Source organism: Clostridium estertheticum subsp. estertheticum, assembly GCF_001877035.1.
Classification (GTDB): domain Bacteria; phylum Bacillota; class Clostridia; order Clostridiales; family Clostridiaceae; genus Clostridium_AD; species Clostridium_AD estertheticum.
Genome location: NZ_CP015756.1, coordinates 4,023,205 through 4,049,559, shown reverse-complemented (window position 1 = coordinate 4,049,559; position 26,355 = coordinate 4,023,205). Strand labels below are relative to the sequence as shown.

20 protein-coding genes are annotated in these 26,355 nt (G+C 31.8%); 16 read left to right on the top strand and 4 right to left on the bottom strand.

What is annotated here, in order from left to right:
• Positions 1 to 173 precede the first annotated feature (173 nt).
• The 12 genes from A7L45_RS18850 (at position 174) to A7L45_RS18795 (ending at position 13,215) form a co-directional block, all read left to right on the top strand.
• Complete coding sequence (locus A7L45_RS18850; protein ID WP_236900461.1) at positions 174 to 1,826, top strand: ArnT family glycosyltransferase; 1,653 nt, start codon at positions 174 to 176, stop codon at positions 1,824 to 1,826.
• Positions 1,823 to 2,788, top strand: a complete 966-nt coding sequence (locus tag A7L45_RS18845; RefSeq protein ID WP_071614213.1) for a glycosyltransferase family 2 protein — start codon at positions 1,823 to 1,825, stop codon at positions 2,786 to 2,788. The genes A7L45_RS18850 and A7L45_RS18845 overlap by 4 nt, the downstream gene beginning before the upstream one ends.
• 21 nt (positions 2,789 to 2,809) lie before the next feature.
• Positions 2,810 to 4,846 carry a cyclic di-GMP-binding domain-containing protein, MshE-related gene (locus A7L45_RS18840; RefSeq protein ID WP_071614212.1) on the top strand — a complete coding sequence of 679 codons (2,037 nt, stop codon included), beginning with the start codon at positions 2,810 to 2,812 and terminating at the stop codon, positions 4,844 to 4,846.
• Position 4,847: 1 nt separating this feature from the next.
• Positions 4,848 to 5,210, top strand: coding sequence for a GtrA family protein (locus A7L45_RS18835; RefSeq protein ID WP_224617032.1), 363 nt, complete (start codon positions 4,848 to 4,850; stop codon positions 5,208 to 5,210).
• Positions 5,211 to 5,347: 137 nt separating this feature from the next.
• Positions 5,348 to 5,842, top strand: a complete 495-nt coding sequence (locus A7L45_RS18830) for a VanZ family protein (RefSeq protein WP_071614210.1) — start codon at positions 5,348 to 5,350, stop codon at positions 5,840 to 5,842.
• 280 nt (positions 5,843 to 6,122) lie between these two features.
• Entirely contained in the window at positions 6,123 to 7,118 is a 996-nt protein-coding gene (locus A7L45_RS18825; RefSeq protein ID WP_084647516.1) for an LCP family protein, read from the top strand.
• 211 nt (positions 7,119 to 7,329) lie between these two features.
• A complete protein-coding gene (gene rbsK, locus A7L45_RS18820) occupies positions 7,330 to 8,250 on the top strand; it encodes a ribokinase (protein ID WP_071614208.1) in 921 nt (306 codons plus the stop codon).
• Positions 8,251 to 8,252: 2 nt separating this feature from the next.
• Complete coding sequence (rbsD, locus tag A7L45_RS18815; protein ID WP_071614207.1) at positions 8,253 to 8,648, top strand: D-ribose pyranase; 396 nt, start codon at positions 8,253 to 8,255, stop codon at positions 8,646 to 8,648.
• Positions 8,649 to 8,660: 12 nt separating this feature from the next.
• Positions 8,661 to 10,160, top strand: coding sequence for a sugar ABC transporter ATP-binding protein (locus A7L45_RS18810; RefSeq protein ID WP_071614206.1), 1,500 nt, complete (start codon positions 8,661 to 8,663; stop codon positions 10,158 to 10,160).
• A gap of 33 nt (positions 10,161 to 10,193) precedes the next feature.
• Entirely contained in the window at positions 10,194 to 11,126 is a 933-nt protein-coding gene (locus tag A7L45_RS18805; protein ID WP_071614205.1) for an ABC transporter permease subunit, read from the top strand.
• A gap of 33 nt (positions 11,127 to 11,159) precedes the next feature.
• On the top strand, positions 11,160 to 12,101 hold the full coding sequence (gene rbsB, locus A7L45_RS18800) for a ribose ABC transporter substrate-binding protein RbsB (protein ID WP_071614204.1): 942 nt from the start codon (positions 11,160 to 11,162) through the stop codon (positions 12,099 to 12,101).
• Between the two features lie 115 nt (positions 12,102 to 12,216).
• The gene (locus A7L45_RS18795; RefSeq protein WP_071614203.1) at positions 12,217 to 13,215 is read left to right on the top strand and encodes a LacI family DNA-binding transcriptional regulator; all 999 of its coding nucleotides are present in this window, start codon (positions 12,217 to 12,219) and stop codon (positions 13,213 to 13,215) included.
• A gap of 160 nt (positions 13,216 to 13,375) precedes the next feature.
• Here A7L45_RS18795 and A7L45_RS18790 read toward each other — a convergent pair whose 3' ends face one another.
• Both A7L45_RS18790 and A7L45_RS18785 read right to left on the bottom strand, forming a co-directional pair.
• Positions 13,376 to 14,803 (bottom strand): zinc ribbon domain-containing protein, encoded by a 1,428-nt coding sequence (locus A7L45_RS18790; protein ID WP_071614202.1) that lies wholly within the window; start codon positions 14,801 to 14,803, stop codon positions 13,376 to 13,378.
• A gap of 36 nt (positions 14,804 to 14,839) precedes the next feature.
• Positions 14,840 to 15,718, bottom strand: a complete 879-nt coding sequence (locus A7L45_RS18785) for a zinc ribbon domain-containing protein (RefSeq protein ID WP_071614201.1) — start codon at positions 15,716 to 15,718, stop codon at positions 14,840 to 14,842.
• Positions 15,719 to 16,182: 464 nt separating this feature from the next.
• On the opposite strand from A7L45_RS18785, the gene A7L45_RS18780 reads away from it, so the two are divergent.
• Positions 16,183 to 17,565: a cellulase family glycosylhydrolase gene (locus A7L45_RS18780; protein ID WP_071614200.1), complete on the top strand. Its 1,383-nt coding sequence runs from the start codon at positions 16,183 to 16,185 to the stop codon at positions 17,563 to 17,565.
• Between the two features lie 75 nt (positions 17,566 to 17,640).
• On the opposite strand, the gene A7L45_RS18775 is transcribed toward A7L45_RS18780, so the two are convergent.
• Positions 17,641 to 18,594 (bottom strand): phosphatase domain-containing putative toxin, encoded by a 954-nt coding sequence (locus A7L45_RS18775; RefSeq protein ID WP_224616864.1) that lies wholly within the window; start codon positions 18,592 to 18,594, stop codon positions 17,641 to 17,643.
• Between the two features lie 445 nt (positions 18,595 to 19,039).
• On the opposite strand from A7L45_RS18775, the gene A7L45_RS18770 reads away from it, so the two are divergent.
• From A7L45_RS18770 to A7L45_RS18760, 3 genes are all read left to right on the top strand, one after another.
• Complete coding sequence (locus tag A7L45_RS18770; RefSeq protein ID WP_071614198.1) at positions 19,040 to 19,618, top strand: hypothetical protein; 579 nt, start codon at positions 19,040 to 19,042, stop codon at positions 19,616 to 19,618.
• A gap of 239 nt (positions 19,619 to 19,857) precedes the next feature.
• A complete protein-coding gene (locus A7L45_RS18765) occupies positions 19,858 to 22,842 on the top strand; it encodes a hypothetical protein (protein WP_071614197.1) in 2,985 nt (994 codons plus the stop codon).
• A 232-nt stretch (positions 22,843 to 23,074) separates the two neighbouring features.
• Positions 23,075 to 24,787, top strand: coding sequence for a methyl-accepting chemotaxis protein (locus A7L45_RS18760; protein ID WP_071614196.1), 1,713 nt, complete (start codon positions 23,075 to 23,077; stop codon positions 24,785 to 24,787).
• A 45-nt stretch (positions 24,788 to 24,832) separates the two neighbouring features.
• Here A7L45_RS18760 and A7L45_RS18755 read toward each other — a convergent pair whose 3' ends face one another.
• The gene (locus A7L45_RS18755; protein ID WP_071614195.1) at positions 24,833 to 26,353 is read right to left on the bottom strand and encodes a hypothetical protein; all 1,521 of its coding nucleotides are present in this window, start codon (positions 26,351 to 26,353) and stop codon (positions 24,833 to 24,835) included.
• Positions 26,354 to 26,355 lie beyond the last annotated feature (2 nt).

Genomic DNA, 26,355 nt, shown 5'->3' with positions numbered 1-26,355 from the left:
GAAAACTACCCAGGTGCATGGTTATGCATTTGGGTAGTTTTTATTTATTTAAAAGTAGTTTATTTTTCAGTAATTATTCGTAAATTTCTGCATAAATATATATATATTAAATTTTATGATATAACATAAAACAATCTGTTCCAATTGAGGATTGCATCATCGCCAAAAATATATTGTTAATTTTAAATATAGGAGGTGAGTATATAGCTGATTTAGAAGGTAATTTACGAATCCGTAATGATAAAAGAATTGTTTGGATAATAGGGAGCGCTGTATTTTTACTAGAATGTATAGCAGGTTATTATTACAATGTTTATGTCGGATATTATCATAGTGATGGAATTAGTAGAGTGGCCAATGCGTTTTATGTTTTATACAGCCGTAACCCTCATTTGGGTGCAATAGGATTTGTTTGGACTCCCTTACCGAGTATGATAGATTTGGGATTTCTGTTGTTATATCCATTGATCCCTGCAATGGCAACCAAGGGAATTGCAGGGATGCTTATGAGTGCTATTTTTGCTTCATTGACTGCAAGTATATTGGTGAGAGCTTTTATTAAACGTGGTATTTCGCATTTGTATGCGGTTATTTTTACACTGTTATATTCACTAAATCCAATGGTTTTCATATTTGGATTTAATGGTTTAAGTGATGCTCCGTTTATATTTTTCGTAATTCTGAGTATTATATCTTTTTTAAATTGGGTTGACGAGCATAAACTAGGTGACTTGGTAGTAGTGAGTTTTGCTTTAGCATTAGCCTTTTGGTGTCGGTATGAAGCAGTCCCATTTGCTTTTAGTATGGCTATCGGATGTGTTATTATCGCAATGCTGGTTAGCAGAAATGCATCTCCACCTAGCAAAGGAGATACCCGTTATAAATGGTCATGGGCGGAGGGCATACTCACGATTATTGTTACACCACTTTGTTATTCTATAATATTGTGGGTTTTGTTTAATATGATAATTATGCATAATCCGCTGTATTTCTTAAATGGAGATTATTCGAATACTGCTCAGATTCAGGGACACTTAAGCTCAGCAAAATATGTAGCTATGGTCAGTGCACCTGTAAAAGCTTGTATTTTTGCTCTAAAAAAGATTTTGGTGTTTTCCGCACCTTTGATAGCAATATTAATTATTAAATTGCTTAATCGCCGCTTGTGGCGATGGGATACGCTAATCCTTCTGGGTATGTTTATTTCTATACCTATGTTGCAAGTTATTATGCTGGTAAAGGGCACAACATTAGGATGGTTAAGATATTTTATGTATGTGCTACCAGTATCATTTGCCTGGTTGCCATATGAGCTAAGCAAGGTTAAACGTAAGTGGGTGTTTATCATTCCTATTATGGGAATGGTAGCAAATTTTATTATTTTATCATATGTCATTACTCAGCCTACCATTGCGCCTGATGAAAACACTTTTATTCAGAATTCATTTAATCATCATAATCAAACTTATTATGATGAAAAACAATTTAGCGATATCGCAGGGTATTTAGACGAAAACTATCATAATAGTAACCTTTTGGTAGATTCATTCTCTGCTTATTTAATTATTTTGAAGACCCAGTTTCCGAAACGTTTGTATATATCTAGTGATTATTATTTTAATGAGGCCATCTCAGACCCACAAAAATATGGAGTTAACTATATTTTGATTCCAAAACCTGGATCATCATCTGTGATTAGTGCAATTAATAATGCTTATCCCAATTTGTTTGAGCATGGGGCTGAATGGGCTGAACTTGTAAAGGACTTTGATTCAAAGTGGCGACTGTACAAGGTAATAAGAAGGACAGGAGGAAATGTACAATGAATCAGGCGATAATCGAGGTATCTGTAGTTATACCAGTATGGAATGAAGCTCAGCATTTACATCAGACGCTCAAAACAATTGATAAATTTATCAGGCAGTCTACCAAATCTTTTGAACTAATTATTGTTGATGACGGTTCAACTGACGAAACATGGGTTGAAATTATGGCTGTTTGCTCCGAAATTCCTCAGGTGGAAGGTATTCGCCTTAGTAGAAATTTTGGTAAGGAGCGGGCACTTTGCGCGGGACTAGAGCATGCAAAGGGTCAAGCAGTGATTATTATGGATGGGGATCTTCAGCATCCACCAGAGTTAATTCCGCAGATGATTGATTATTGGCGCTCGAATACAGCAAAAATTGTTGAATGTGTAAAAAGGAGACGTGGTAAGGAGTCTTTTGGCTATGGTATGGGTGCAAAGCTATTTTACTGGTTACTTCAGAAGCTTACAAGATATGATTTACATGGTGCAAGTGATTATAAGCTTCTTGATCGTCAAGTTGTTGAAGCTTGGGCCATCATGCCAGAACGTATAACTTTTTTTCGTGGTATGACAGCATGGTTAGGATTCTCTCGGATTCAAATTGAGTTTGATGTAGCGCCGCGGATTGAAGGCACGACGAGTTGGAAATTTACAACTCTTGTTAGATTGGCTCTTCATGCGGTTGTGACTTTTACATCATGGCCACTATCATTTGTTTTCATTATTGGAATGATGTTTTTTGTTGGGTCCGTAATCCTTGGGATTCAAACTCTTTATATGAAATTAATGGGGGTAGCTGTAACTGGATTTACAACAGTTATCTTGTTGTTGCTTAGCATGAATAGCATGATTATGCTAGGTATTGGGATTCTTGGCGAATATATTGCAGCAATTTATGATGAGGTAAAAGGGCGACCAAGATATATAGTCAGTCAGAGAACTCAAAATGTTCTATCAGATGAAAATATATGTGACCAATAAAATTGGAATAAGGAGAAAATTATGGGCAAGCAGAATCCGGTTCGATTAGGAGAAATTTTGGTTGAAAATGGGTGGATATCAGAATATGATTTGAATAAAGCACTTGATTATCAGAAAATGTATGGTGGGCTTCTTGGAAATATCTTGATTGATTTTGGATGGGCGGAGGAGTCTAAGGTTGTTGAGGCAATCAAACTTATCCACTCGAAAGGAAAGATTGGAGAATTACTTATTGATCTTGGTATTTTGACAGTGGAGCAGTTGGATAGCGCTCTAGAATTCCAACAAAAAAGTGGGGGCGCACTAGGTGAGATTTTATTATCGCTAGGACTAGTGGATGCACAGACCTTATTTAGAACTATTGCCACGCAACAAGGTATGGGGCGAATTGGGTCTGAATTTACTATAGATTTTTCAGTGAAAATCCCTGAGGAGATAGCAAATAGATTTCAAGCAATAGTCCTTAGAGCGAATTTACACAGGGTTGTTGTGGCTGTGGCTAAAATACTTTCAAAAGAGCAGGTTAACATCCTAGAATCGACACTTGAAAACAAAATTGAACAGGTCATATCAACGCATGACGAGATGGAGATGCTTTGGAGTCTTGTTTATCCTGGTGAATTAATGATGATTAGTACCGAAAAACTGGCTAATGAAAGACCTGACCAATCTGCACGTACTATATTCACCAGGCGACAGATCATATTAATTGTGACGATCTTAGTATTAATTGTCCTTAGACTTTGTTTTAATAGGTTTAAGACAGCATTAATTATTAATATATTTATCCAGGTGGTATATTTCATAGTAGTATTACTTAAGTTTTTTATGATTATGCAGGGAACACGTAATGGTGCCCAGATAAGAATAACTGATGAAGAAGTTGAATCATTGGATGAACGCAAGCTGCCAGTCTACACTATTCTGGTGCCTATGTATAAGGAGAGTCGAGTGATTTTAGCGTTACTAGAAAATTTGGAACTACTTGATTATCCTAAACATAAATTAGATATTCGTCTTTTGGTAGAAGAAGATGATGTGGAGGCGCAGGAACTTCTAGAATCTCAAAAATTGAAGTACTATTATACAATTATTGTAGTACCTCACGCACTACCAAAGACAAAACCGAAGGCTTGCAATTATGGGCTTATTAATGCAAGAGGTGAGTATACGGTTATTTATGATGCAGAGGATCGCCCTGATTTGGATCAATTAAAAAAAGTCTATCTTGCTTTTGCACGAAGTCCGGAGTCTTGCTGTTGTATTCAAGGTAAGCTTAACTATTATAATAGCAACCAGAATATGTTAACTCGTTGGTTTACTCAAGAATATAGCATGTGGTTCGATTTACTTTTACCAGGTCTTATGAAACTAAATATTCCGATTCCGCTTGGAGGTACGTCAAATCATTTCAAAACAGAGATTTTAAAAAGTCTGAACGCTTGGGATCCATATAATGTAACGGAAGATGCTGATTTAGGGATTCGGCTTTATGCATCGGGTTATACAACAGGTATTGTGAACTCAAGGACCTGGGAAGAAGCAAATAGCCGTATTGGCAATTGGATTAGACAAAGATCACGTTGGATTAAGGGATATATGCAGACATGGCTAGTACACATGAGATTTCCCTTACGTTTGTGGCGTCAAGTTGGGACCAGAGGTATGATAGGATTACAGGTTATTACCTTAGCAACGCCAATACTCCCATTAATTAATCCATTTTTATGGTTGATGCTTTTATTGTGGTTTACAACTCATTATCATCTTATTCCAATGTTATTTCCAGGACCAATCTATTACATGGCAGCAATAGAACTTATAATTGGAAATTTTATTTTTGTATTTAGTAACATCGTTGGGGTATTCTGGGTGATTGATGATCTACAGGAAAAGGGAAATTATGCACTTTCTTTTAAGTTGGTTAAATATGCACTCCTTACACCAATCTATTGGGCTTTAATGAGCATAGCAGCATATAAAGCGGTTTGGCAATTAATTACAAATCCGTTTTATTGGGAAAAGACAGACCATGGATTGACAAAATTTGAAAATTAATGTGCTAGTACGTTATGGTCTGGTTGGTTTACTAGGTACTATCATCCATTTTGGGAGTCTTATTTTACTTGTTGAATTTGCAAATTTTGATCCTGTTCTTGGATCCGCTTTAGGGTTTTTGCTGGTACTCGTGATTTCTTATATTTTAAATCGAACATGGACATTTCAGTCGAAAAGCAGAGATGTACGGCAATTTTTAATCTATTCAATAGTTTCTTTGATTGGACTAGGGTTAAATAGTACCATAATATTTATTAGTGTTCATCTCCTTAAATGGAACTATATTTATGGACAGTGCTTGGTGGTTCTTGTAGTTCCTGTATCCAATTATTTATTGAATAGTTTATGGACTTTTCGAGATTAGTGCCACCCACGTGGCAGGTGGCATCTTGTTAATTAATGATTTAAAGACATTAATATCAGTGTTTAAAAGATGATAAATAAATGGTATAATATACTTTATTACTAAATTGAGTGGTGACATGAGGTTAGGAGAAATTTATGAAGATTTTATTAAAAAGAAAAACAATAGTGAAGATTTTATTATGTGTTGTTTGGTTAGGGGTAATTTTTTATAATGGTACAAGGCCAGGGGAAGCATCACAAAAGACTAGTAGAGGTCTTATAGAGTTTGCAGGCGGGGTTATGAATATTTCGCCAGCTACTATACAAAAAGTAGGTGTTAAATTTAATGATGTTAATTATTATGTAAGAAAAAATGCACATTTTTTTCAATACTTTGTATTTAGCATATTGTTATGTTCTATAGTAATGCAGTCTAAATTACAAAGAAGTAATAAAATATGGATGTTGCTATTTTTACTTTTACTATTTCCTGTGATAGATGAATTTATTCAAAAATATATACCCAGCAGAACCTCCAATGTTCTTGATATAGTAATTGACTTTAGTGGTGGGGTTCTAGGAATGTTGATAGTAGGTGTACGGGGCCATGTTACACATCTGAAAAAAGGGAAAAGAACGATAGGCTCATAAAAATGGTGGCATCCATAAATAAATAAGTGAAGAGGAACAGTTGAAAAACTGTTCTTATTTTTTTATGTTTCACTGCAAATTGCCCGTAAGTTAAAGTGAGTAAATAAAAATGCTAAATTAAAATGAAGTTTCCAAAAAACTAAGGAAAAAATATGTCGATAAATGATGAAAAAAAGGTGTAAAATTATAAAGATATGCTATAATATTTAAGGAAATACAAGTTAATTATTATATAATGGAAATAATTAACTAAAACGTACAAATGATGAGGAGCGAAAATATGAAGAAAGTTAAAAACTGGAAGAAGATCTTGTTAAGTGTGTTTATTGTTTGTGTATTAATTGTAGGAGGGGTTTTTGGTTACGCTTTTTATAAACTTAATAAAATAAACACTGTAGAAATATCAAAAACTGATGATATGTTAGGTATTAATTCTAATGCATTATCTGAATCAGAAAATGCTAAGGGAATAACTAACATTGCTTTTTTTGGTATAGATAGAATGGATGCAAATCAAAAGACAAGTCGTTCAGATTCAATAATGATACTTTCAATAGATTCAAAGAACAAGAAAATAAAAATGTCTTCTATTATGAGGGATACATATGTAAAAATAAAAGGTCACGGCCAAACAAAGATTACCCATGCATATGCATATGGTGGAGCACAACTTGCCATAAACACTATTAATGAAAATTTTAACTTGGATATTAGGGATTATATCACTCTTGATTTCTTTTCATTTGAAAAGATAATAGATACTATTGGCGACGTAAGTATTAATATTAAACAAGATGAAATTAGCCCTATGAATGATAAAATAGTTGAAATTTCTAAAATAGAAAAAAAGTCGGTTTCTAAAATTATAAAACCGGGACTACAAACTTTAAACGGACTTCAAGCTGTTGCATATTCACGAGTACGGTTTACCGAGGGTGGCGATTCTCGAAGAATTGAAAGACAAAAAACTGTAATGTCACTTATTATGACAAAGATTCAGTCACTAGGGGTAGCAAAATTTCCGGCGGTTGTTTCTGAGCTTTTACCTTATACGGAAACAAGTTTGAGTAGTATGGATATAATGAAGATTGGTACAAAAGTGCTTACATCTAATACAACAACATTGGAGCAGGACAGATTTCCAGTGGATGGCTATAGTGTAGGGAAAACAATAGATAAAGTTTGGTATTTGGTTGCTGACATGAAGACAACTATAGCTCAACTGCATAATTTTATTTACAAAGACATAAAGTCAGTGCCTAAAACTATTCAGTAGAAAGAATTTGTCCATAGTAAACTTAGTGAACTTTTTTTAACATTTAAAGTACTAGCGGCTTGGGCTGCTAGTAGTTTTATAAGACATAAAGGTTAACTTTATGAAAACAATTACAATAAATATAGTAAGAACCATTGACATATAATTAATAAGGTTTTATAATTTAGTTAATCGAATTACTTAATCGGTTAACTAAAAATGAGGTGAGGTTATGAATAAGGTTTGTATCCTTGGAAGTATTAACATGGATATGGTGGTTTCTATAGATAGAATGCCACTGGTGGGAGAAACTATTTTTAGTGAAAACTTCAAATTAGCACATGGCGGCAAAGGTGCTAATCAAGCAGTTGCATCGCAAAGGCTAGGAGCAGAGGTATATATGATAGGCAAAATAGGTCAAGATTCTAATGGTCTTCAAATAGTAAATGCCCTAGAAAAAGAAGGGATAAATGTTAATAACATATTTAATGATGATCTTAAGCCAACAGGCACAGCAATAATTACAGTAGATAATAAAGGTGATAATTCAATTATAGTTGTAGCAGGCGCAAATATGGCTCTTAATTTAGTAGAAATAGATAAGTGCAAAGAAGTTATAGCGAGTAGTGACATAATAGTAGCACAATTTGAGACACCAATTGAAGTTACAATGGAAGCGTTTAAATTTGCAAAAGAAAAGGGGGTTATTACAATTTTAAACCCGGCCCCAGCAAAAAAAATTCCTAAAGAGTTGTTTGCGTACACAGATATTATAGTTCCTAATGAAACAGAAGCTACAACCCTTACAGGAGTAAATGTTCAAGATTTAGAAAGTGCAAAACAAGCTGCAAATTCTTTTTTAGATAATAAAGTTAAATATGTAATTATTACCTTAGGGCATATGGGAGCAGCGGTGATATCAAAGCAAGAGGCAGTGTTAATACCTGCATATAAAGTTAATGCTATTGATAGTACTGCTGCTGGGGATTCGTTTATAGGAGCAATAACTACTAAATTAACAAAATCAAATTTAAATATTAGAACGCTTGTAGAAGCAGTTAAATTTGCAAATAAAGTTTCAGCTATAGTAGTTCAAAGAGAAGGTGCACAAGCTTCAATACCATTTTTAAATGAAATTAATGAGGAGCAGTGAACATGAAAAAAATTGGAATTTTAAATGGAGAGATTTCTAGTGTAGTTTCAAAAATGGGACATAAAGATCTAATTGCCATAGGAGATTGTGGATTACCAATACCGGATAAAACAAAAAGGATAGATATAGCATTATCAAAAGGTATCCCTAGTTTTATAAAGACATTAAAAAATGTATTATTAGAACTTCAAGTAGAAGAGGTAATTTTGGCCTTAGAAATAGAAGAAAATAATCCTAAAGTCTTTGAAGAAATAAAAAAACAATTTAAAAATGTGAAATTTACTTTTATAACTCATGAGGAATTAAAAATAATGTTGAATGAGTGTAAAGCTGTAATTAGAACAGGGGAGCAAACTCCTTATGCGAATATAATTCTTAAATCTGGAGTAATTTTTTAAGGAGGAGTAATTATGGAAGAAAAAATTCCTTTCCTTGAAATGAAAGGTATATCAAAATGTTTTCCAGGAGTAAAGGCACTTGATAACATAAATTTAAGCTTATATAAGGGAGAAGTACTAGCACTTTTAGGAGAAAATGGTGCAGGAAAGTCCACATTAATTAAGATCTTAGGTGGTGTTTATCAAAAGGATGATGGCAAAGTTGTTATACAAGGTTCAGAAGTAGATATAAAAAATGTAAAAGAAGCTGAAAAACTAGGTATATCAATAATACATCAAGAGTTAAGTGTTATACCAAATTTAACTGTTGCAGAAAATTTATTTTTAGGAAATGAAAAAATAAATAAAGTAACTAAAAAATTAGATAAAAAAACAATGAACACTATGTGTAAAGATTATCTTAAACAAATTGGGAGTAACGTTGACCCAGAGGAGTATGTTAAAAATATAAGTATTGGGGAAATGCAAATGCTTGAAATAGTAAAAGCAATTTCTAAAAACTCTAATATAATTGTCATGGATGAGCCAACATCAGCCCTAACAGATACAGAAACGGAGAAGCTTTTTAAAGTTGTTGAAATGCTTAAAAGTAGGGATATAGCAATAATATATATATCTCATAGATTGGACGAGATTTTTGCAATTTGTGATAGAATAAATATTTTAAGAGATGGTAAATATGTAGGCGAGGTCAAAGTAAACGATGTCAGTAAAGATAATTTGATAACTATGATGGTAGGAAGAAAAATGGAAGAACAATATCCATATAAAGAACCCACTAATGTAACCCCTATATTAAAATTGAATGATGTTTGCTTGGAAGGTATTTTAAAATCAATTAATCTAGAAGTAAGAGCAGGAGAAATCCTTGGAATGTCGGGACTTATGGGTTCAGGTAGATCGGAAGTAGCAAAGGTTATTTTTGGAGAATATAAGAGGACTAGTGGTTCTATTGAGATGAATGGAAAACAAGTAAATATTAATTGTCCTAAAGATGCAATAAACAACGGAATAGCGTATTTATCTGAAGACAGAAAAAAAGAAGGATTAATACTTCCTTTATCTGTAAAGCAAAATATGACATTAGCGTCTTTAGATAAGTTTGAAAAGAAAATGTTTCGTATAAGTAAAGCAGATGAAAAAAATGTAGTTGATGAATATATAAAAAAATTGGCAATTAAAACACCTACTCAAGACCAGTTAATAAAGAATTTAAGTGGAGGAAATCAACAAAAGGTTATTATAGCAAAGTGGCTTATACAGTCTCCTAAAGTTTTAATAATAGATGAACCAACAAGAGGTATAGATGTAGGTGCAAAAAAAGAGATATATGATGTATTAAATCAGTTAAAAGCCGAAGGGAAAGCAGTTATTATGATTTCTTCAGATATGTCAGAGGTACTTGGAATTTCAGATAGAATAGTGGTAATGCATGAGGGGAAAATAACTGGAGAGTTAAGTAGGCAAGAGGCTACTCAAGAAAGCATAATGAAATTAGCAATTGGAGAATAAAAAAGAGTATAAGATTTGCAAGGGAGGGTTAATATGTCGAATATAAAAGAGAATTTATTAAAATATAAATCCATTTTAGCATTAGCTATATTATGCATAATTGTTAGTATAATTTCACCAACATTTTTACAAGTATCAAATTTAAGAAATTTATTCACTCAAATATCTGTAAATGCAGTTATATCATTAGGTATGACTTTTGTAATACTTACAGGTGGAATAGATTTGTCTGTAGGGTCAATTGTTGCAATAGCAGGTGCAGTGGCTGCTGCGACCATAAAAACTACAGGGAGCATACCACTCGCAATACTGGCAGCATTATTTACAGGAATTTTAGTTGGGTTTATTAATGGAATAATTGTTGCAAAAGGAAAAGTTCAAGCATTTGTAGCTACTTTGGCTACACAAACTGTATTTAGGGGAGTTACTTATGTATTTACTGGAGGTAATCCTATATCCGGCTTAGGTAATGACTTTATTAGACTAACAAATAGTAGAATACTCGGAATACCTGTTCCAGTTGTTATTACCATAATTGTATTTGGTATTTGTGTCTATCTTTTAACACAGACTAGATATGGAAGATATATATATGCAGTCGGCGGAAATGAAGATTCATCAAGACTATCTGGTATAAGTGTAAATAATGTTAAGAATTGGGCGTACATTATATCTGGCGCTACGGCTGCAATCGCTGGAATTATAGTTACAAGTAGAATAGGATCAGCGGCGCCAACGGCTGGAAATGGATATGAATTAGATGCAATAGCTGCAATAGTTATTGGGGGAGCAAACTTGGTAGGTGGAGAAGGAACAATATTTGGGACAATAATAGGTGTGTTAATTATTGGAGTTTTAAGTAATGGGTTAAATCTTATGGATGTTTCAGCTTTTTATCAAACTATAGTAAAAGGATTAGTAATACTATTGGCAGTTTTAATTGAGAAGAAAAAGGCTACTAATTAATACATCAAATAAATATTATTAGGAGGAAATATAATGAAAAAATTATGTAAACTAGTTTCAGTGGCAATGATAGCAACTATGACAATGGGGGTATTTGTAGGATGTGGATCTAGCGCTAAAACTAAAACTCCAGCTACAAGTGAAAAATCTGATTCTAAAAAAATAGGTATGGTTGTTTCAACCTTAAACAATCCTTTCTTTGTAACACTAAAAGAAGGTGCTGAAGCTAAGGCTAAAGAATTAGGATATCAATTATTAGTTGTTGACTCACAAAATGATTCATCAAAAGAGCTTTCAAACGTTCAGGATTTATTACAAAAGGGAGTTAGTGTTATAATACTTAATCCTGTTGATAGTGATGCAGCTCAAAGTTCAGTTATGCAAGCTAATAATGAAAAGATTCCAGTAATAACTGTAGATAGAAAATCCAATGGAGGAGATGTAGTTTGTCATATAGCTTCGGATAATGTGAAAGGTGGAGAAATGGCGGGTAAATTTATAAAGGAAAAACTTGCTGATAAAGGCAATATAGCAGAACTTCAAGGAACAACAGGCGCTTCTGCAACAAGAGACAGAGGAAAAGGATTCCATAATATAGTTGATGTAGATAAAAACTTAAAGGTTGTATCATCTCAACCAGCAGACTTTGATAGACAAAAAGGATTAACTGTAACTGAAAACATGTTACAATCAAATTCTAATATTCAAGCTATTTTTGCACAAAATGATGAGATGGCACTAGGAGCTGTTAAAGCATTAAGTACTTCAGGGAAAAAAGCTATAGTTGTTGGATTTGATGGAGGCGATGATGCAAAAAAAGCTGTAGATGCCGGAGAAATGACAGCAACAGTAGCACAACAACCAAAGCTAATGGGAAGTATGGCTATAGAAAATGTTAAAAAAATATTAACTGGAGCGACTGTAGCTAAGGAAGTTGGAGTTGACTTAAAATTATATGTAAAGACTAAAAAATAAAAATGATGAGAATGCCTATTGGTAAACTGTAGATTATTAATATATAATTGAAATATATTAGAAATATTAAGATTATATAGTTGCATATTCTATGAGGAATCGAGGTAGTTAGCTAATGAATAAGATAACAATGAAAGATATTGCAGAAAAAGTAGGTGTCTCAAAAACCACAGTATCTTTGGTTATTAATAAGAAGGCCGATAATATAAGTGAAGAAACCAAAAACAAGATTTATGAAGTTATAGAGGAAACCGGGTATATTCCTAATAATGTTGCTAGAGGTTTAAAAACTAAAAAGTCTGGGAGTATTGCAATAATTATGCCAGACATATTAAACCCATTCTTCTCAGAGTTATCAAGAGCTATAGAAGATTTTGCAAATAAATTAGGGTATAATGTATTCCTCTGTAATTCAGATAATAATGCAAATAAAGAAAAGAGGTATGTCAAACTTTTAATAAGTAAACTGATTGATGGGATAATTTTGATACCAGGACAAGAAAGTGAAGATAGTGCAAATCTATTAAAATTAAATGACATACCATTTGTATTTGTAGATAGATATATTAAAGGGTATGAAGATTATCCTGGTGTTTATTTTGATAATAAACAAGGGATACAATGTGGAGTAGAATACTTATATGGTAAAAACAAAAGAAATATAGTATTTGTAACTGGGCCAAAGAAAATGACTATATATAAGGAAAGAATAGATGGATATAAAGAGAGTATGACTAAATACGGGATTTATAATAAATCATTAATTTTTGAAAGTACATTTACTTTAGAAGGTGGTATGGAAGTAACCAATCATATAATTGATGAATGTAAATCTGTTGATGCTATTTTTTATTCTAACGATGTAATGGCTATAGGGGGAATGAAAACCCTTAAGAGAAGAGGATATAAAATTCCTGAAGATATTGTAATAATGGGCTTCGATGGAATAACATTATCTAAAATGATTGAACCAGAACTTACAACGATTCAGCAACCTATTTATAGTATGGGAGAGCAAGCTTGTAGACTAATAATAGATATTATAAAAGGAGAATCAATAGATAATTTAAAAATACATTTTCCACCGAGGATTATAGTTCGCGGAACAACTTAACGGTGCCACCCACATGGCAAGTGGCACGTGGGTATAATGAAAAAAAAGATGCTAGGAATAAATTTATTCCAAACATCTTTCTTTTTTAAAAATCAAATTTAATGATTATTTCATTTCATTTATTTTCATATATGAGAAACGTTTTTCTTACTTAAATATCTTAGTTTATGCTTGTAAGTTGGTATGTTTGGGAGGCATCGTTATATTGAAATTCATATACATAACTTTGAGTCCTTGGAGTACTAAGACCATCTTTGCTATATATAATATAAGATTCTGAGGATGTAAAACTTCCTGATTTATTATCATCACTAATGTTGTTGAAGTTAGTAACATAGGAAGAAATAAAAGTTTCTTGTATTCCTGATTTAGCTGTACTAAGTATATATCCTTCTTGAAGTTTATATAACTGACTTCCAGTAGCTACGTAATTATTAATTGCTGCAGGATTATTATTATTAATAGCATCTACAAAAGCGTAATTATATTGTGATAAAAGAATATTTAGTTTATCTTTAACACTCGTTAATTCACTACTAGCTTCTTCAAAACTTAAAGCAAGATCAGTATCAAAACTTGAACCTTTGTAGTTTTTACTTGTAAGTTTTTTACCCCCTTGTGCAAATGTTGCATATATTTGTGAAGAATTGTTTATAGGTCCAAAATGTGTAGCATCTTTAACCTTAACATTAACATTTTTTCCATTAACAAAAATTTCAGCATCGTTATAATTAGTATCTGAAGATATGTTTATGTATTTCATATCTTCTAATACATTTACTTTTGCTATATTGTTATCAGCCGTTACAAGATTCAAAGGATAAGCAGTACTTGAACTAACATATAAGTTTTTGTAATTAGCTAAAATTGTATAAGCGCCGGGAATGTATGGTCCAAATTCCTTGGTGGAGTTGTCAGAATCACTTTCACCTATATTAGTATTGTTAATTGAAAAAGTAACACCTTTAACTGGTGATGTTACAGTAATAAAAGATGGTTTAATATATATCTTATATTTAGGGAAAATAAAAAAGGTTTTTCCTTCACTAGATAAGGTTAGTGTATTAACCAACTTTATGCTATCAATATCCTTAGGATTATAAGCATTATTTCTTAAATCTTGATCAACTTTATCATAATATGTAGGATTGCTTTTAAAGTAAGCTAATAAAGGCGAAATACTCTTACTATCTAATTTAAGCCTAGAATCATTACAATATAATATACTTGCTAAATCAGAAGCATTATTTGAAGATATGTCTTTCTCAAATCTTTTTACTATTTTACTAGGATCAGATAAAGAATTACCAATGTTAACAATGATAACTATTAATATTATTAAAACTATTGATATTGACATAAATATTTTTGTTTTTTTTGAAAATTTCAAATGGGATGTAGCAGTGTCAGTAGGTTTAGTTGTAATTAAATCCATGTCATAATTTAATTCTGGATTAACAGTATCTAAATCGACAGTTTGGTCTGATTCGGTTTCAATAGTTGATTCTTCTCGTAAATCATTACCGCAGTTAGTACAAAAATGTGTTTCATCTATAATTTCGTTGCCGCATTTAGTGCAAAATTTCAATTAAAGTCCCCCGATCTTGTATTATTAGTTAAGTAGCTATTTATTATATAAATTTATAGTCGTTCCTATTACTTCTGGTAAATTAGAAGTAATAAAACTTAATGTTGATATAAAAACCGTTACTAAAGCTATTAAGAAGGATATAGATACAATTAGAACACATAGATTTTCATTTATTTTGAAATTCTCTTTAATCAAAATATTTAATGTAATAATTGATATTAATATACCTAATATAATAAAGAATATGCCTAAGTATATAGAGAAATAAGAAAATAAAATTGAAATAATTTCACAACTTAAAATAGGGAAAGTAGCAATTATTACAGCTTTAAATAATGTAAATGGTGCAAATTTTGTTTTTGATAACATGCTTATACCTAGATATATCAGTATAAATAATACGAAGATGCCTAATAAGTATATGGCACAACCAACAATAAATATTTTCCCGTAGGGCATATTAATAAAAGATTTGAATTGAGTGATATTTTTGATTGAAGGATACAAGTCACCAGAAATCATATCATGATATGAACTTTGCCCAAAAATTTCGGCAATTACTGAAGAAAAACTTGAAGCAATTTTTATAGAAATAGTTTGTAAGTTATCGACAATTTGATTAACTCTCCATATCCAAAGTAGACCTTGCAGAAAGGCAAGAATAATGGTGATAATGATAACGTGATTTTGGTGGGCCGTTGCAATAAAGTCTTTGCCCCCCGAAACTGGACTTAATGATGCTGTTTTTAAAGTGTTAATTATCTCACCAGAGTTAAAGTTAGGTTCAGAAAATTCTTTTGATTTTTCCTTTTTTTGATTTAAACTTGATATTTGATTAATTTTTGTACCACAATTTGGACAAAACAACTTATCCCCTTCGATTTTACAACCGCAGTTACTACAATATGTCATACCATTCCTCCTAAAGTGATTTTTAATTTACCCCCGATTTAATTGTCGCAGTTGTACTCAATGGATCACTCTCAGCTAAACATGGTATAGTCACTGTAAAAGTAGTATATACATCTGTTGGCAAATGTTTTACTCCATTCAGCATTGATTCCCATTAAGTCTAAAGATAACCCATCAAGTATTATCATTTTACTATATCTGCTTAATAATGACAAGAATACCCAAAAATTTAGCTATGCCACCCGCGTGGCAAGTGACATGTGATTTTTGAAAGTATATTTACTTTAGAAGGTGGTATGGAAGTGACTAATCATATAATTGATGAATGTAAATCTGTTGATGATATTTATAATTTGTTATTTTGTAGTCTTGTGGGATAATATTATTGGGACATTTAACGTAATATGTTATAATGTTACTTATTGTCAACTGAATTTAAATTTATTTACTATGGGGGGATTAACTTGTTTTTAGATAAGAAAAAAACTAAATTTTTTAAAAGAACTTTTTCATTTAAAATAGCTTTTATAATGCTTATATTTGTGGCAGTAAGTTCAAGAACTTACATAGCCCAGGCGGCGACTTCTTCTGTCAGTCAACTTAAAATAGTTGGAAGCCAATTATGTGATTCAACCGGTAAAGCTATTCAATTAAAGGGAATGAGTTCCCACGGACTTCAATGGTATGGTGATTACATGAATTATGATAGTATGAAATATTTAAGAGATAATTGGGGCGTTAATGTTGTACGTGCTGCAATGTATACTGATCAAGGTGGATATATTTCAAATCCGACAACAACAAAGGCAAAAGTTAAGGAAATAGTTCAAGCTGCTATCGATTTAAATATGTATGTAATTATTGATTGGCACATATTAAATGATGGTAATCCTAATACCTACAAGGAACAATCAAAATCATTCTTCAAAGAAATGGCTACTACCTATGGGAATCATCCAAATGTGATATATGAAATCTGTAATGAACCAAATGGTAGCACTACTTGGGCAAATGATATAAAACCTTATGCTCAATATATAATCCCTGCTATAAGAGCTATAGATCCGGATAATATAATAATTGTTGGTACAAGTACATGGAGCCAAGATGTTGATACTGCTGCAAATAGTCCTCTATCATACTCTAATATAATGTATGCATGTCATTTCTATGCAGGGACACATGGACAATCACTTAGAGACAAGATAGATTATGCTATGGCAAAGGGTATAGCTGTATTTGTAACAGAATGGGGAACATCTGACGCTTCAGGTAATGGAGGCCCATATATCGATGCGTCTCAACAGTGGATTGACTATATGGCTAATAAAAAAATAAGCTGGGTTAACTGGTCATTATGTGATAAAAGCGAAGCAGCTTCTGCTTTAAAACCTGGGGATAGTAAAACTGGGGGATGGATAGATTCTGATCTTACAACTTCTGGCTTATTCGTAAAGAAAAATATAGGTGGATCTACAAGCACTACTATTGCCACTACTGATACTAAAACTAATACATCAAATTCATCTGTAGAGGTTATGTATACAATAGCAAATGATTGGGGGAGTGGTTCAACTATTAATGTAACTATTAAAAATAATGGTACGACTGCAATAAATGGTTGGACATTATCATGGACTCAACCAGTTAATCAGTCCAATGGTAGTATGTGGAATGCTACTTACTCAACAAGTGGATCAAGCATAAGTGTTAAAAATATGAGTTATAATGCTGTTATAGCAGCTAATGGAGGAACTCAAACATTTGGATTTAACATCAATTATAACGGTTTAAATACTAAACCAATAAGCCTCACACTAAATGGTATATCATGCAAAATTAAATAATGTAACTTAGTTATATAGCAATCAACCGAAAAGGAGTTTCTTTTTCCCGATTGCATATAAAATTGTTGTGGATTTTTATTTATGGTACCAGTCACTCCAAGATGTTTTAAAGTTATCACTATTTTGTTTACTATATTGATAGAATTGATTTAAAAAATCAGTTCTATTTTCATCTCCGGTTTTCTTTCCTTCAGCATCTTTCTTTAATATATCAGATCCTCCTATTAATACTTGACGCTGAATTATATCTTCAAAACATACTTGTTTTGCATTATTCATCATATCATACATAGCCATAAAAGTAGTAGTTCTCCCTGCCCCACCTCTACAGTGAAAATGAAGCCAAGTATCATTAGTAGATATTTTTTGTATCTCTTTTACAAATAAATCTACTTGATCATCTTTAGGTTTTAAGTGGTCGGATATAGTAAGTCTTAAATAGTAGATTTTTTGAGATTCGGTTAATTCTCTTTCTGTCTGAACTTTTTTAGGGTTTAGAATTTCAGGAATCGTATTAACGGACTTATCCTCCTTAAGTTTATCGAAGGCAACATATTTATCTTTTTTGATTTTTTCTAATTTAGCTTTTTCATCTTTTATAATATCATAGTATTCTTTATTTATATTAGCTTGGTCTTTTTCACCAAACCAACTTATAGACATTCCTTCAACAAAACCATGAGCCTCTTGTCTTAAATCTACATCTATGATATTTTTGATTTTTTTATTGGCTTTAAATTTATCTTTTATCATTTTGAGGCCGTTCTCACTAAGAGAGCCACTACCTGATTCGTTCAAGTTTGTTAATCCTTTTAAATTAACATTACCAGCTGATTGTTTGCTAATTGGATCACTTGACATTCTGAAGTTTTTAGGTAATACGTGTTGATTATCTTTATCTATTACTAACTTTACGTTGGTATTATTTTGTGAAACTTGAGTCTTAGTAGAGTCTAAAGCAATATTATTAAATGTTCCTGATTGTAAACAATATGAGCCTACTAATAATCCGGTAATAAATGTTATCATTAATAAAGGTTTTAAGTTTTTGTTCATGATCAACAACTCCATTTGTGTATTAAAATGTGTTTTGCACGAAAAATTTGGCGCTACCCAATAAGAATGCTTAATCTCGTGATGATGCGTTCTTATTCATTTACATATAGTTAATTATAATATACAATATTACCATAGAAAGAAAAACATAGAAATAAAAGCATTAAAGAAGAGCTTATGCTAGCGATAGCATGAGCTTTTTTGCATGTAAAGTAACGCTAACTGATAAAAGAAAAACAGCTGTTGTTTTGTAATATTTAGGGTTTAAAGTTCTTTTAATGACCCCAAATGGACCTTTTATGCTTTTCCTATTGTGTTTTATTGTGTTTTTTTATAAGATGACATTAACAAAGGGACAACCCTTAAGGATTTAAAATATAGTGGTTACCCTATCACAATTAACGAAGGAGGATTTAAAATGAAAAAAATTAAAATGAAAGTTGTTACTGTATGTTTATCTTTAGGAATGATAGCAGGTACTTTAATTACACCAGTTGCTGCTTATGCAGCTACTACTAATACAATTTCAAATGGGATTGAAACTAGTATTGCTAACGATAATGATGCTGAAAAGTACGATACTAGTGTAGGTGATATGCTTTCAGAGAGCAAGGCTTGGGCTCCTGGTGTAAATTTTAATGTAAATATTGATGCATTAGGTATTGCTAATAAAATAGCAGCATCAATAAGCAGAAATAACTACAATGGTCAAAGAGCTGCTTTTTGTAAAAATCTAATGGAAACAACATACTATGCAGCTGGTGGTAAATACAATGTAGTTGTTTTTGATTTATCCCAAAACTATAAATATAGAATTTCTGGTGTGAAAATGTATGCGGGTTACAAATTTGATGGAACTACATACGGAGTTTGGGTTTTCAATAAAAACCAACCTAAAGGATCTTTCTTTAGAAACGATGGTCGTAGAGGCTGGGATCACTGGGCTGCCAGGGGACAACAAACACTAATAGATAATGTAATGTGGTATAACAGATAAAAAATAAAGTTACTATATATTTTGGAATTATTAGTAAAAAAGCCATTGCCTATAAAAGCAATGGCTTTTTTCTGTTTTATCAAAGGAAATCACAAAAACATTCTGAAAATATGCAACTATACTGTTAGGACAAGCGTTATATAAGGTATAACGTAAAAGATAAAAATGGACTTTAATCAATGGTGATTAAGGTAGATTACATTAAAAAACTAAACCTAAATTAATGGAGGCATAAATATATGAATAAAAAAATTACAAGTTCAGCTCTTGCTGCTTTAATGATAGCAGGATCGACATCTTTTACTGCTTTTGCAGCAATGGACAACGGCACGGTTGTTATAGGAAACAAAGCTTATGACTTAGCTTATGCTAATGATGCTAGCAATCTTTCTGAAATCGCTAATGCAATAACTGCAGGGGGAGCAGTATATGTTAAAGATTTTGATGGCGACTGGAGAGAAAATGTTACAGGGTTAGTGGTCGAGGCAAGTATTATACCAGCTGTAGTTTATAAGAATGCTACTGGAACGGTAAATTTTGATGCTGCTGATACAAGTTTACCAGCTATTAAGGAAACACCTTATCCAAAAACATTTACGAACATAACAAATGCAATCACAAATTCATCTAATGTTGTTTATTTAACAGCAGTTGATCAATATGGAGAAGCTTTTGATATAGCAACAGATTCTACATATAAAATAACAGCAACAGTGAATGGAATGCCTTTAAGTCAGAGCGAAACAACATTAGATACTATTAATAATATGGCAAAAATAACAATAAACAAAAAAATAGCTGAAAATGATGTTGTAGTTATAATGCTCCAAAAGTTTGATAGAACTGCAACCTCCACTACTGCTAAAGTATTGTCTTCAAAAAGTACTAGTTATACAGTAGCAAAGGATTTAGCGGTAGCACCTCAATCAATACTTGCTGTAAGTTCATCAGCAGATATTGTTTCGGTAGGAGATGCAGCAGTTACATTAAAAGCTGATGTGAGAGATCAATACAATAACCCAGCAGATTTATCAGTTAACAAATTAAGATGGATAGTTGATAAGGGTGGAGATTTACTTGATAGTAATTCGGAATTAAATAGTGGTAAATTGACATTAGATAAAACTGGGAATACAGTTAATTTTAAAGCTATAAAAGCAGGTACGATAAATATAACTGCTTATAATGTTTTAAATGGTAATAAGGCTACTTATACGGTTGAGGTTGGAGTAACTAAACTTACAACAATTAAATTAACTTCAGAAAACCCAGTGACTTCATTCAATAACCAAGACATTAAATATAATAAAATAACTCAAAATGATGGTGCTGTCTTAACACCAGACATGATTAAATTTAACATAAATCCTAAAACTAGTGGCACGCTTGCAACAGATATAACACCTATAGCATCACTTAGGGGTGGAAGCGGAACTGATAAAAATGATATAGTAATTAGTGCTAAAACTATAAAAGCTGGTACATACGAAGTTACTCCATATGTAGGAACGTCATTTGATGCAGAGACTGCTGTAAAGGCTACAAAATTTGATGTTACAACAACGGTAAACGGAGTTGCTACAATTATTGATCGAATAATAATACCAACACTTAAAGTTAACACAAAACTTGCAACAAATGTGGTTATAAGGAATTTGCATAATGAAATTATAGATGTAAGCGGTGATAGTGTTACTGCGTCGGTTTACAAGGCTGGAGTATTATCTGATGATATTAAAGTGGAAAAATTAGATAAAGATGGACAAGTAGCTACAACAACGCCAGTTAAATCATTAAGATTTAATGCTAGCGCAGCAGGAGCTTATACAGTAAGAATAAGTGTTAAAGATGCTGTTGCAACTTATGATTTAGCAGTAAACGCAGAAGTTACGTCGCTTAGTTCTATTGAACTTGGAAATAACATTGCAGATAATACTATAATAGCAGGTGCTAAAGATCCTGTTTACAGAGTTATAAGTGTGAAAGACAATAAAGGCGATGAAATAACTCCTGATATTGCAGCTTGGACCATTTCAACAAAAAATGGAGCAAGTGTTATCGATTCTAGTTTTGCAAGCTTTGTTTATTATAAACATGATGCAAAAGGGGTTATTGTTAATTCTACAACAGCTGACTCAGAGGGGATAGCTGTTAAATTTGATCCAAGTTCAACTGCAGTTAAAACTTTGGAGGCAGACACAACGCTACTCGTGAGTGTAGGAAACAAGGCAATTACCGATACAACTGTAATTAAAGATACATTAAATGTAACTGTAAAAGCTAAGGGTGCCGTGAAAACTATAACAATAGCAGATACTAATATTTCAGTGATTCCTGGAGCCACTGTTAAAAAAGAAATAGTTATACTTGATCAATATGGAAAAGTTATAACTGATCCTGCTATGGTTACAGTAGTGGATGGAGTAAAAGCTACTGCAACAGTTTCTTATGATGAAACAGATAAAAAAATGTATATAACATATACCGGTAAGACAACTGGAACTGATACAATAGTTGTAAAATCTGTAGCTGATGCTACTATTAAAGCAGCTTCAAACTTAACTATTGGTGATAACACAAATATAAAATCAATAGCATTTGATGCATATAATTACAAGGTATTTAATTCGGCTGATGATACTAAGGACCAAACAGTAGCATTAACTTATAAAGTAAATGCTGGAGAAATAGATGTTCCTGCAAGTGCAATTAGCGTAATTGCTGATTCTAAGTTAGTTACTGTAACTAAAAGTGGTTCAATAATATATGTTAAATCAAAGGTTAATGATGCTACAACGGGTATTGGTGATAAGGATGCGGTTATAACGATAAGTCTTCTTACACCTAACGGAAAAACATCTTCAATGGATTTAACATTCTCAGATGATGCATCTGTAGCTACTAAATCAACAGTAAAGATTAAAGATAGCGTTGATGAGAACAAAGATTTAGATGGGACACAACTTATAATTGGTAAAGATATAAATGGAAATGTTACTAAAGATACAGTAAAGCAGATTACTTTAGTAGGGAACGACCAATATGGAAATAAAGATGTAGATGTAACGACTGATACAACTTGGGCCTGCGCTAATGAGGAAATTGCTACAGTAGGTGTGAAGACTGGTGTTGTAACAGCAGTTAAACCTGGTAAAACAACGGTAACAGGTTTCTACAAAGGGAATTTATATACTGTAGAAGTTGAAGTAGCTGGATTAAACTAATAAATAAAGATGCAACCATTTTGGTTGCATCTTTATTTTTATCTAATTAAGGAATATTAATTTTAAGTTTTATAATGTCACATTTGAAGATATTTAGGCATATGTTATACAAAATTGGCACGACAAATGTCATGCCGCTTTTGTAAAAAATATATAAATTTTAACATACTAGGCATATAATATAAATACTGTTAAATAGAAAACCAAAGAAAAAAATTAGGAGTGAGTATTAATGAGATTTATTAAAAATTTAAAAATTATTCAAAAACTATTGTCAGCCTTTATTATAGTATTATTGTTTATGTTTATTATTGGGTTTATTGGAATGAATAATTCGAAAAAAATGAATAAAGATATTACTAATATGTATAATTCGGACTTGATAGGTGTTAAGGATACTACTATTATTAAATCAAATTTATTAGAAATTAAAGCCGATCTATTGTTAATTGCTAATCCTAAAAACAAAAGTGATTTACAGAAAAACAAAGATGATATTGAAGGGTTACAAACTAAAGATGATGCACTTATTGAAGAATACAAGAAAAGTATAACTACTGAGTTAGATAAAGAACAATTAACAAAACTTCAAAAATCACTCCTAGATTATCGCATGGCAAGAGAGGGTGTAGTTAAACAAGTTGATCAAGGTAATTATGATAAAGTAAATGAACTTTTACCAGACGTTACAAAGAGCAGAATTGAATTGTGTACAGTTCTAGAAAAAATACTAAAATCAAATATGGATGATGCGAAAGTTGATTATGAATCCAGTCAAGTATCGTTTAGTAAAACTTCAACTCAAACTATGGCAATAAGTGGTATAGGATTATTTGTTGCTATCGCACTGGGTTTAATTATTTCTATTACAATTTCAAGGAGTCTAAAGAAGGTTTTAATAGTTGCGCAGGCTCTCGGCGAAAATGATTTATCAAAAACTGTTGATCTAACTACTAATGATGAGGTTGGTATTTTAGCAAAATCTCTAAATAAAGCTATAACAAACTTAAGAATGTTAATCGGAGAAATATCAGGAAGTGCCGCGGGTATTAATGCTACCAGTGAAGAATTATCGGCTACAACACAGGAAATATCAGCAAAAATGGAGATTGTTAATGAATCCGTAAGACAAGTAACATTAGGAGCAGAACAGTTAAGTTCCACAACAGAGGAAGTAAATGCAACTACAGAAAGTATCGCAGAAAATGTGGCTGATGTCACTAAAAGAACCCAGAATGGAAATAAGATTGCAAGCGATATAGAGGTAAAGGCAAAACAAGTTGAAGAAAATGCTGAAGATAATTTCAAGGCAGCAAATAAATTATATTTGGAAAAACAAGCAAGTATACTAAAAGCAATCGAAGAAGGCGAGGTTGTTAGTGAAGTTAAGATAATGGCGGATGAAATAGGAAATATAGCAAGCCAGACAAATCTTCTTGCACTTAATGCAGCTATTGAAGCAGCAAGAGCAGGAGAAGAAGGGAAGGGCTTTACAGTAGTTGCAGATGAGGTTAAAAAATTAGCTGAAGCGTCATCAATTATAGTTCAAAGGATTCAAGCGGTAACTTTAAAAGTGGAGCAAGCATTCCAGAATATTTCTAACAATGCTCAGGATGTGTTGAGCTTTATTGATAATAAAGTTACACCTGATTACCAATTGTCCGTAGATACAGGTAAGCAATACGGTGATGATGCCATAGTATTTAATGAACTATCGACGAGTATTGGAGATTCAATGAATGTAGTAAATGAAACTGTATTAGGAATTAAAAAGGCGATTGAAACTGTATCAGCTACAGCTGAGGAATCAGTTGCAAGTTCTGAGGAAATACTCGCAAGTGTTGATGAGTCTGTTATGGCAATTGCGGAAATAACAAAGGCTTCTCAAGATCAAGCGATACTCGCAGAGAAATTAAACAACATGGTTCAAAAGTTTAAATTGTAGAATATTAATTAAAACCCCGTTTAATTAAATGGGGTTTTAAAATATTTATTTCTTGATGAGTTGTTCTTTTAAGGTATCGACTTGATGCGCAAGCCACTTTATAACTTCTTTTTTATCTTTATCTATAGGGGATATTTGTCCCCAAATCTCTTTGAAATATCCTTCGAAAGCATTAACTACCATGGGCTCTTGAATTATTATGGCGTGCTTTGAAGATTCAATATGAACGCTATATCTTTCTTTGATAATAAAAGAAGAAACGCTATTTCCTCTGTTTTTATAAAGCGTTTCATTAACAAAAGAAAATTTATAGTTGTCATAAGTTTTTAATAAATTAAGTATATTTTGTATAATTATAATTATATCTTCAATATCAAAATTAATTGTATTTACTACGTTAAAGCAGTTAAATGAAAAATCTTTGTTTTTAATTATATTTTGCATAGAGATTAGAGGATATATATCAAAATATTCATACTGCTTTATATTTAACAAAAAAGAATTTGCTCTACGCTTGTGTAGTTCTAATATATTTATTAGTTGGTCATTAGTAAAGCTCAGTTTATTTAATAATTTCTTCAAAAGCATATTGGGAATAAGTAATAAGCTAAAGCTATTTTTAAACAAAAAGCGGCTTCCTGCTGTATTATCACTTTCATCTAAGGAGTTATTGTATGCTAAACTTTCATCTAAATCATAGTATTCCATTAAGGATTTAGATAAAGGCAAAAGAATTATATTGAAATTTTTACATAAAATATCAATTCCTACTTGATTGTTGGTATAAAAGGCGCAATCTATTTCAGAATTTAGACTTGTTGAAAAACAACTAAAAGCACCTTCACCAGGAATAATAGCGACTTCTCTACCATGAGAAGCTACATCATAAGTTTTATAGTAATAAAGTAAGAATCTACCTGTTTCCAATAATGGAATAGTGAAAAGTATAAGATTCATTATTTCCTTTATATTTTGGTTTAATTTGAATAGAAATTTTACAGTCCAGCCATTTATCAACGCCTTTAAAATAGCATCTTTCCACCCTATAAAATCTTCCTCAATTTTTATTAGATCTAGATTATTGTCAGAGGATAGATAGATTACGTTATTGTCTTTACATTTTTCTTTTCCAGCCCTTTCAATTAAAGCTAATATAGATGCTAGAACATTTTTTCGTCCAATAATGATATTGTTATCTTTATCATCTGATAAACCAATTTTTTTATTAGTTCTTATTTTCTTACCTTCCAAAGAACAGCCTTGAGCTTCTAAAAGAGCCTTCATTATTTTATTTTTCATGGATATTCTTACATCAAAATTTCCACAAATCATCTTAAAAACATCATTTAAACGTTGTTCTTGAATAGAATTCAAAATGTTTTTAGAAAGAAAGTTTGTTATGCTTTCTATATAATTTCCATTGTACGAAGGAATTCTTTGCTCATGAAGCCAACGACTTATTAGAGAACTGTCAACATTAATTCCTTTAGCTAATCGATTATTACTCATATCTAATGAAGAAAGTAATAGTTGAAGACATTCTCCAAACTTAACTTTTGTAATCATAA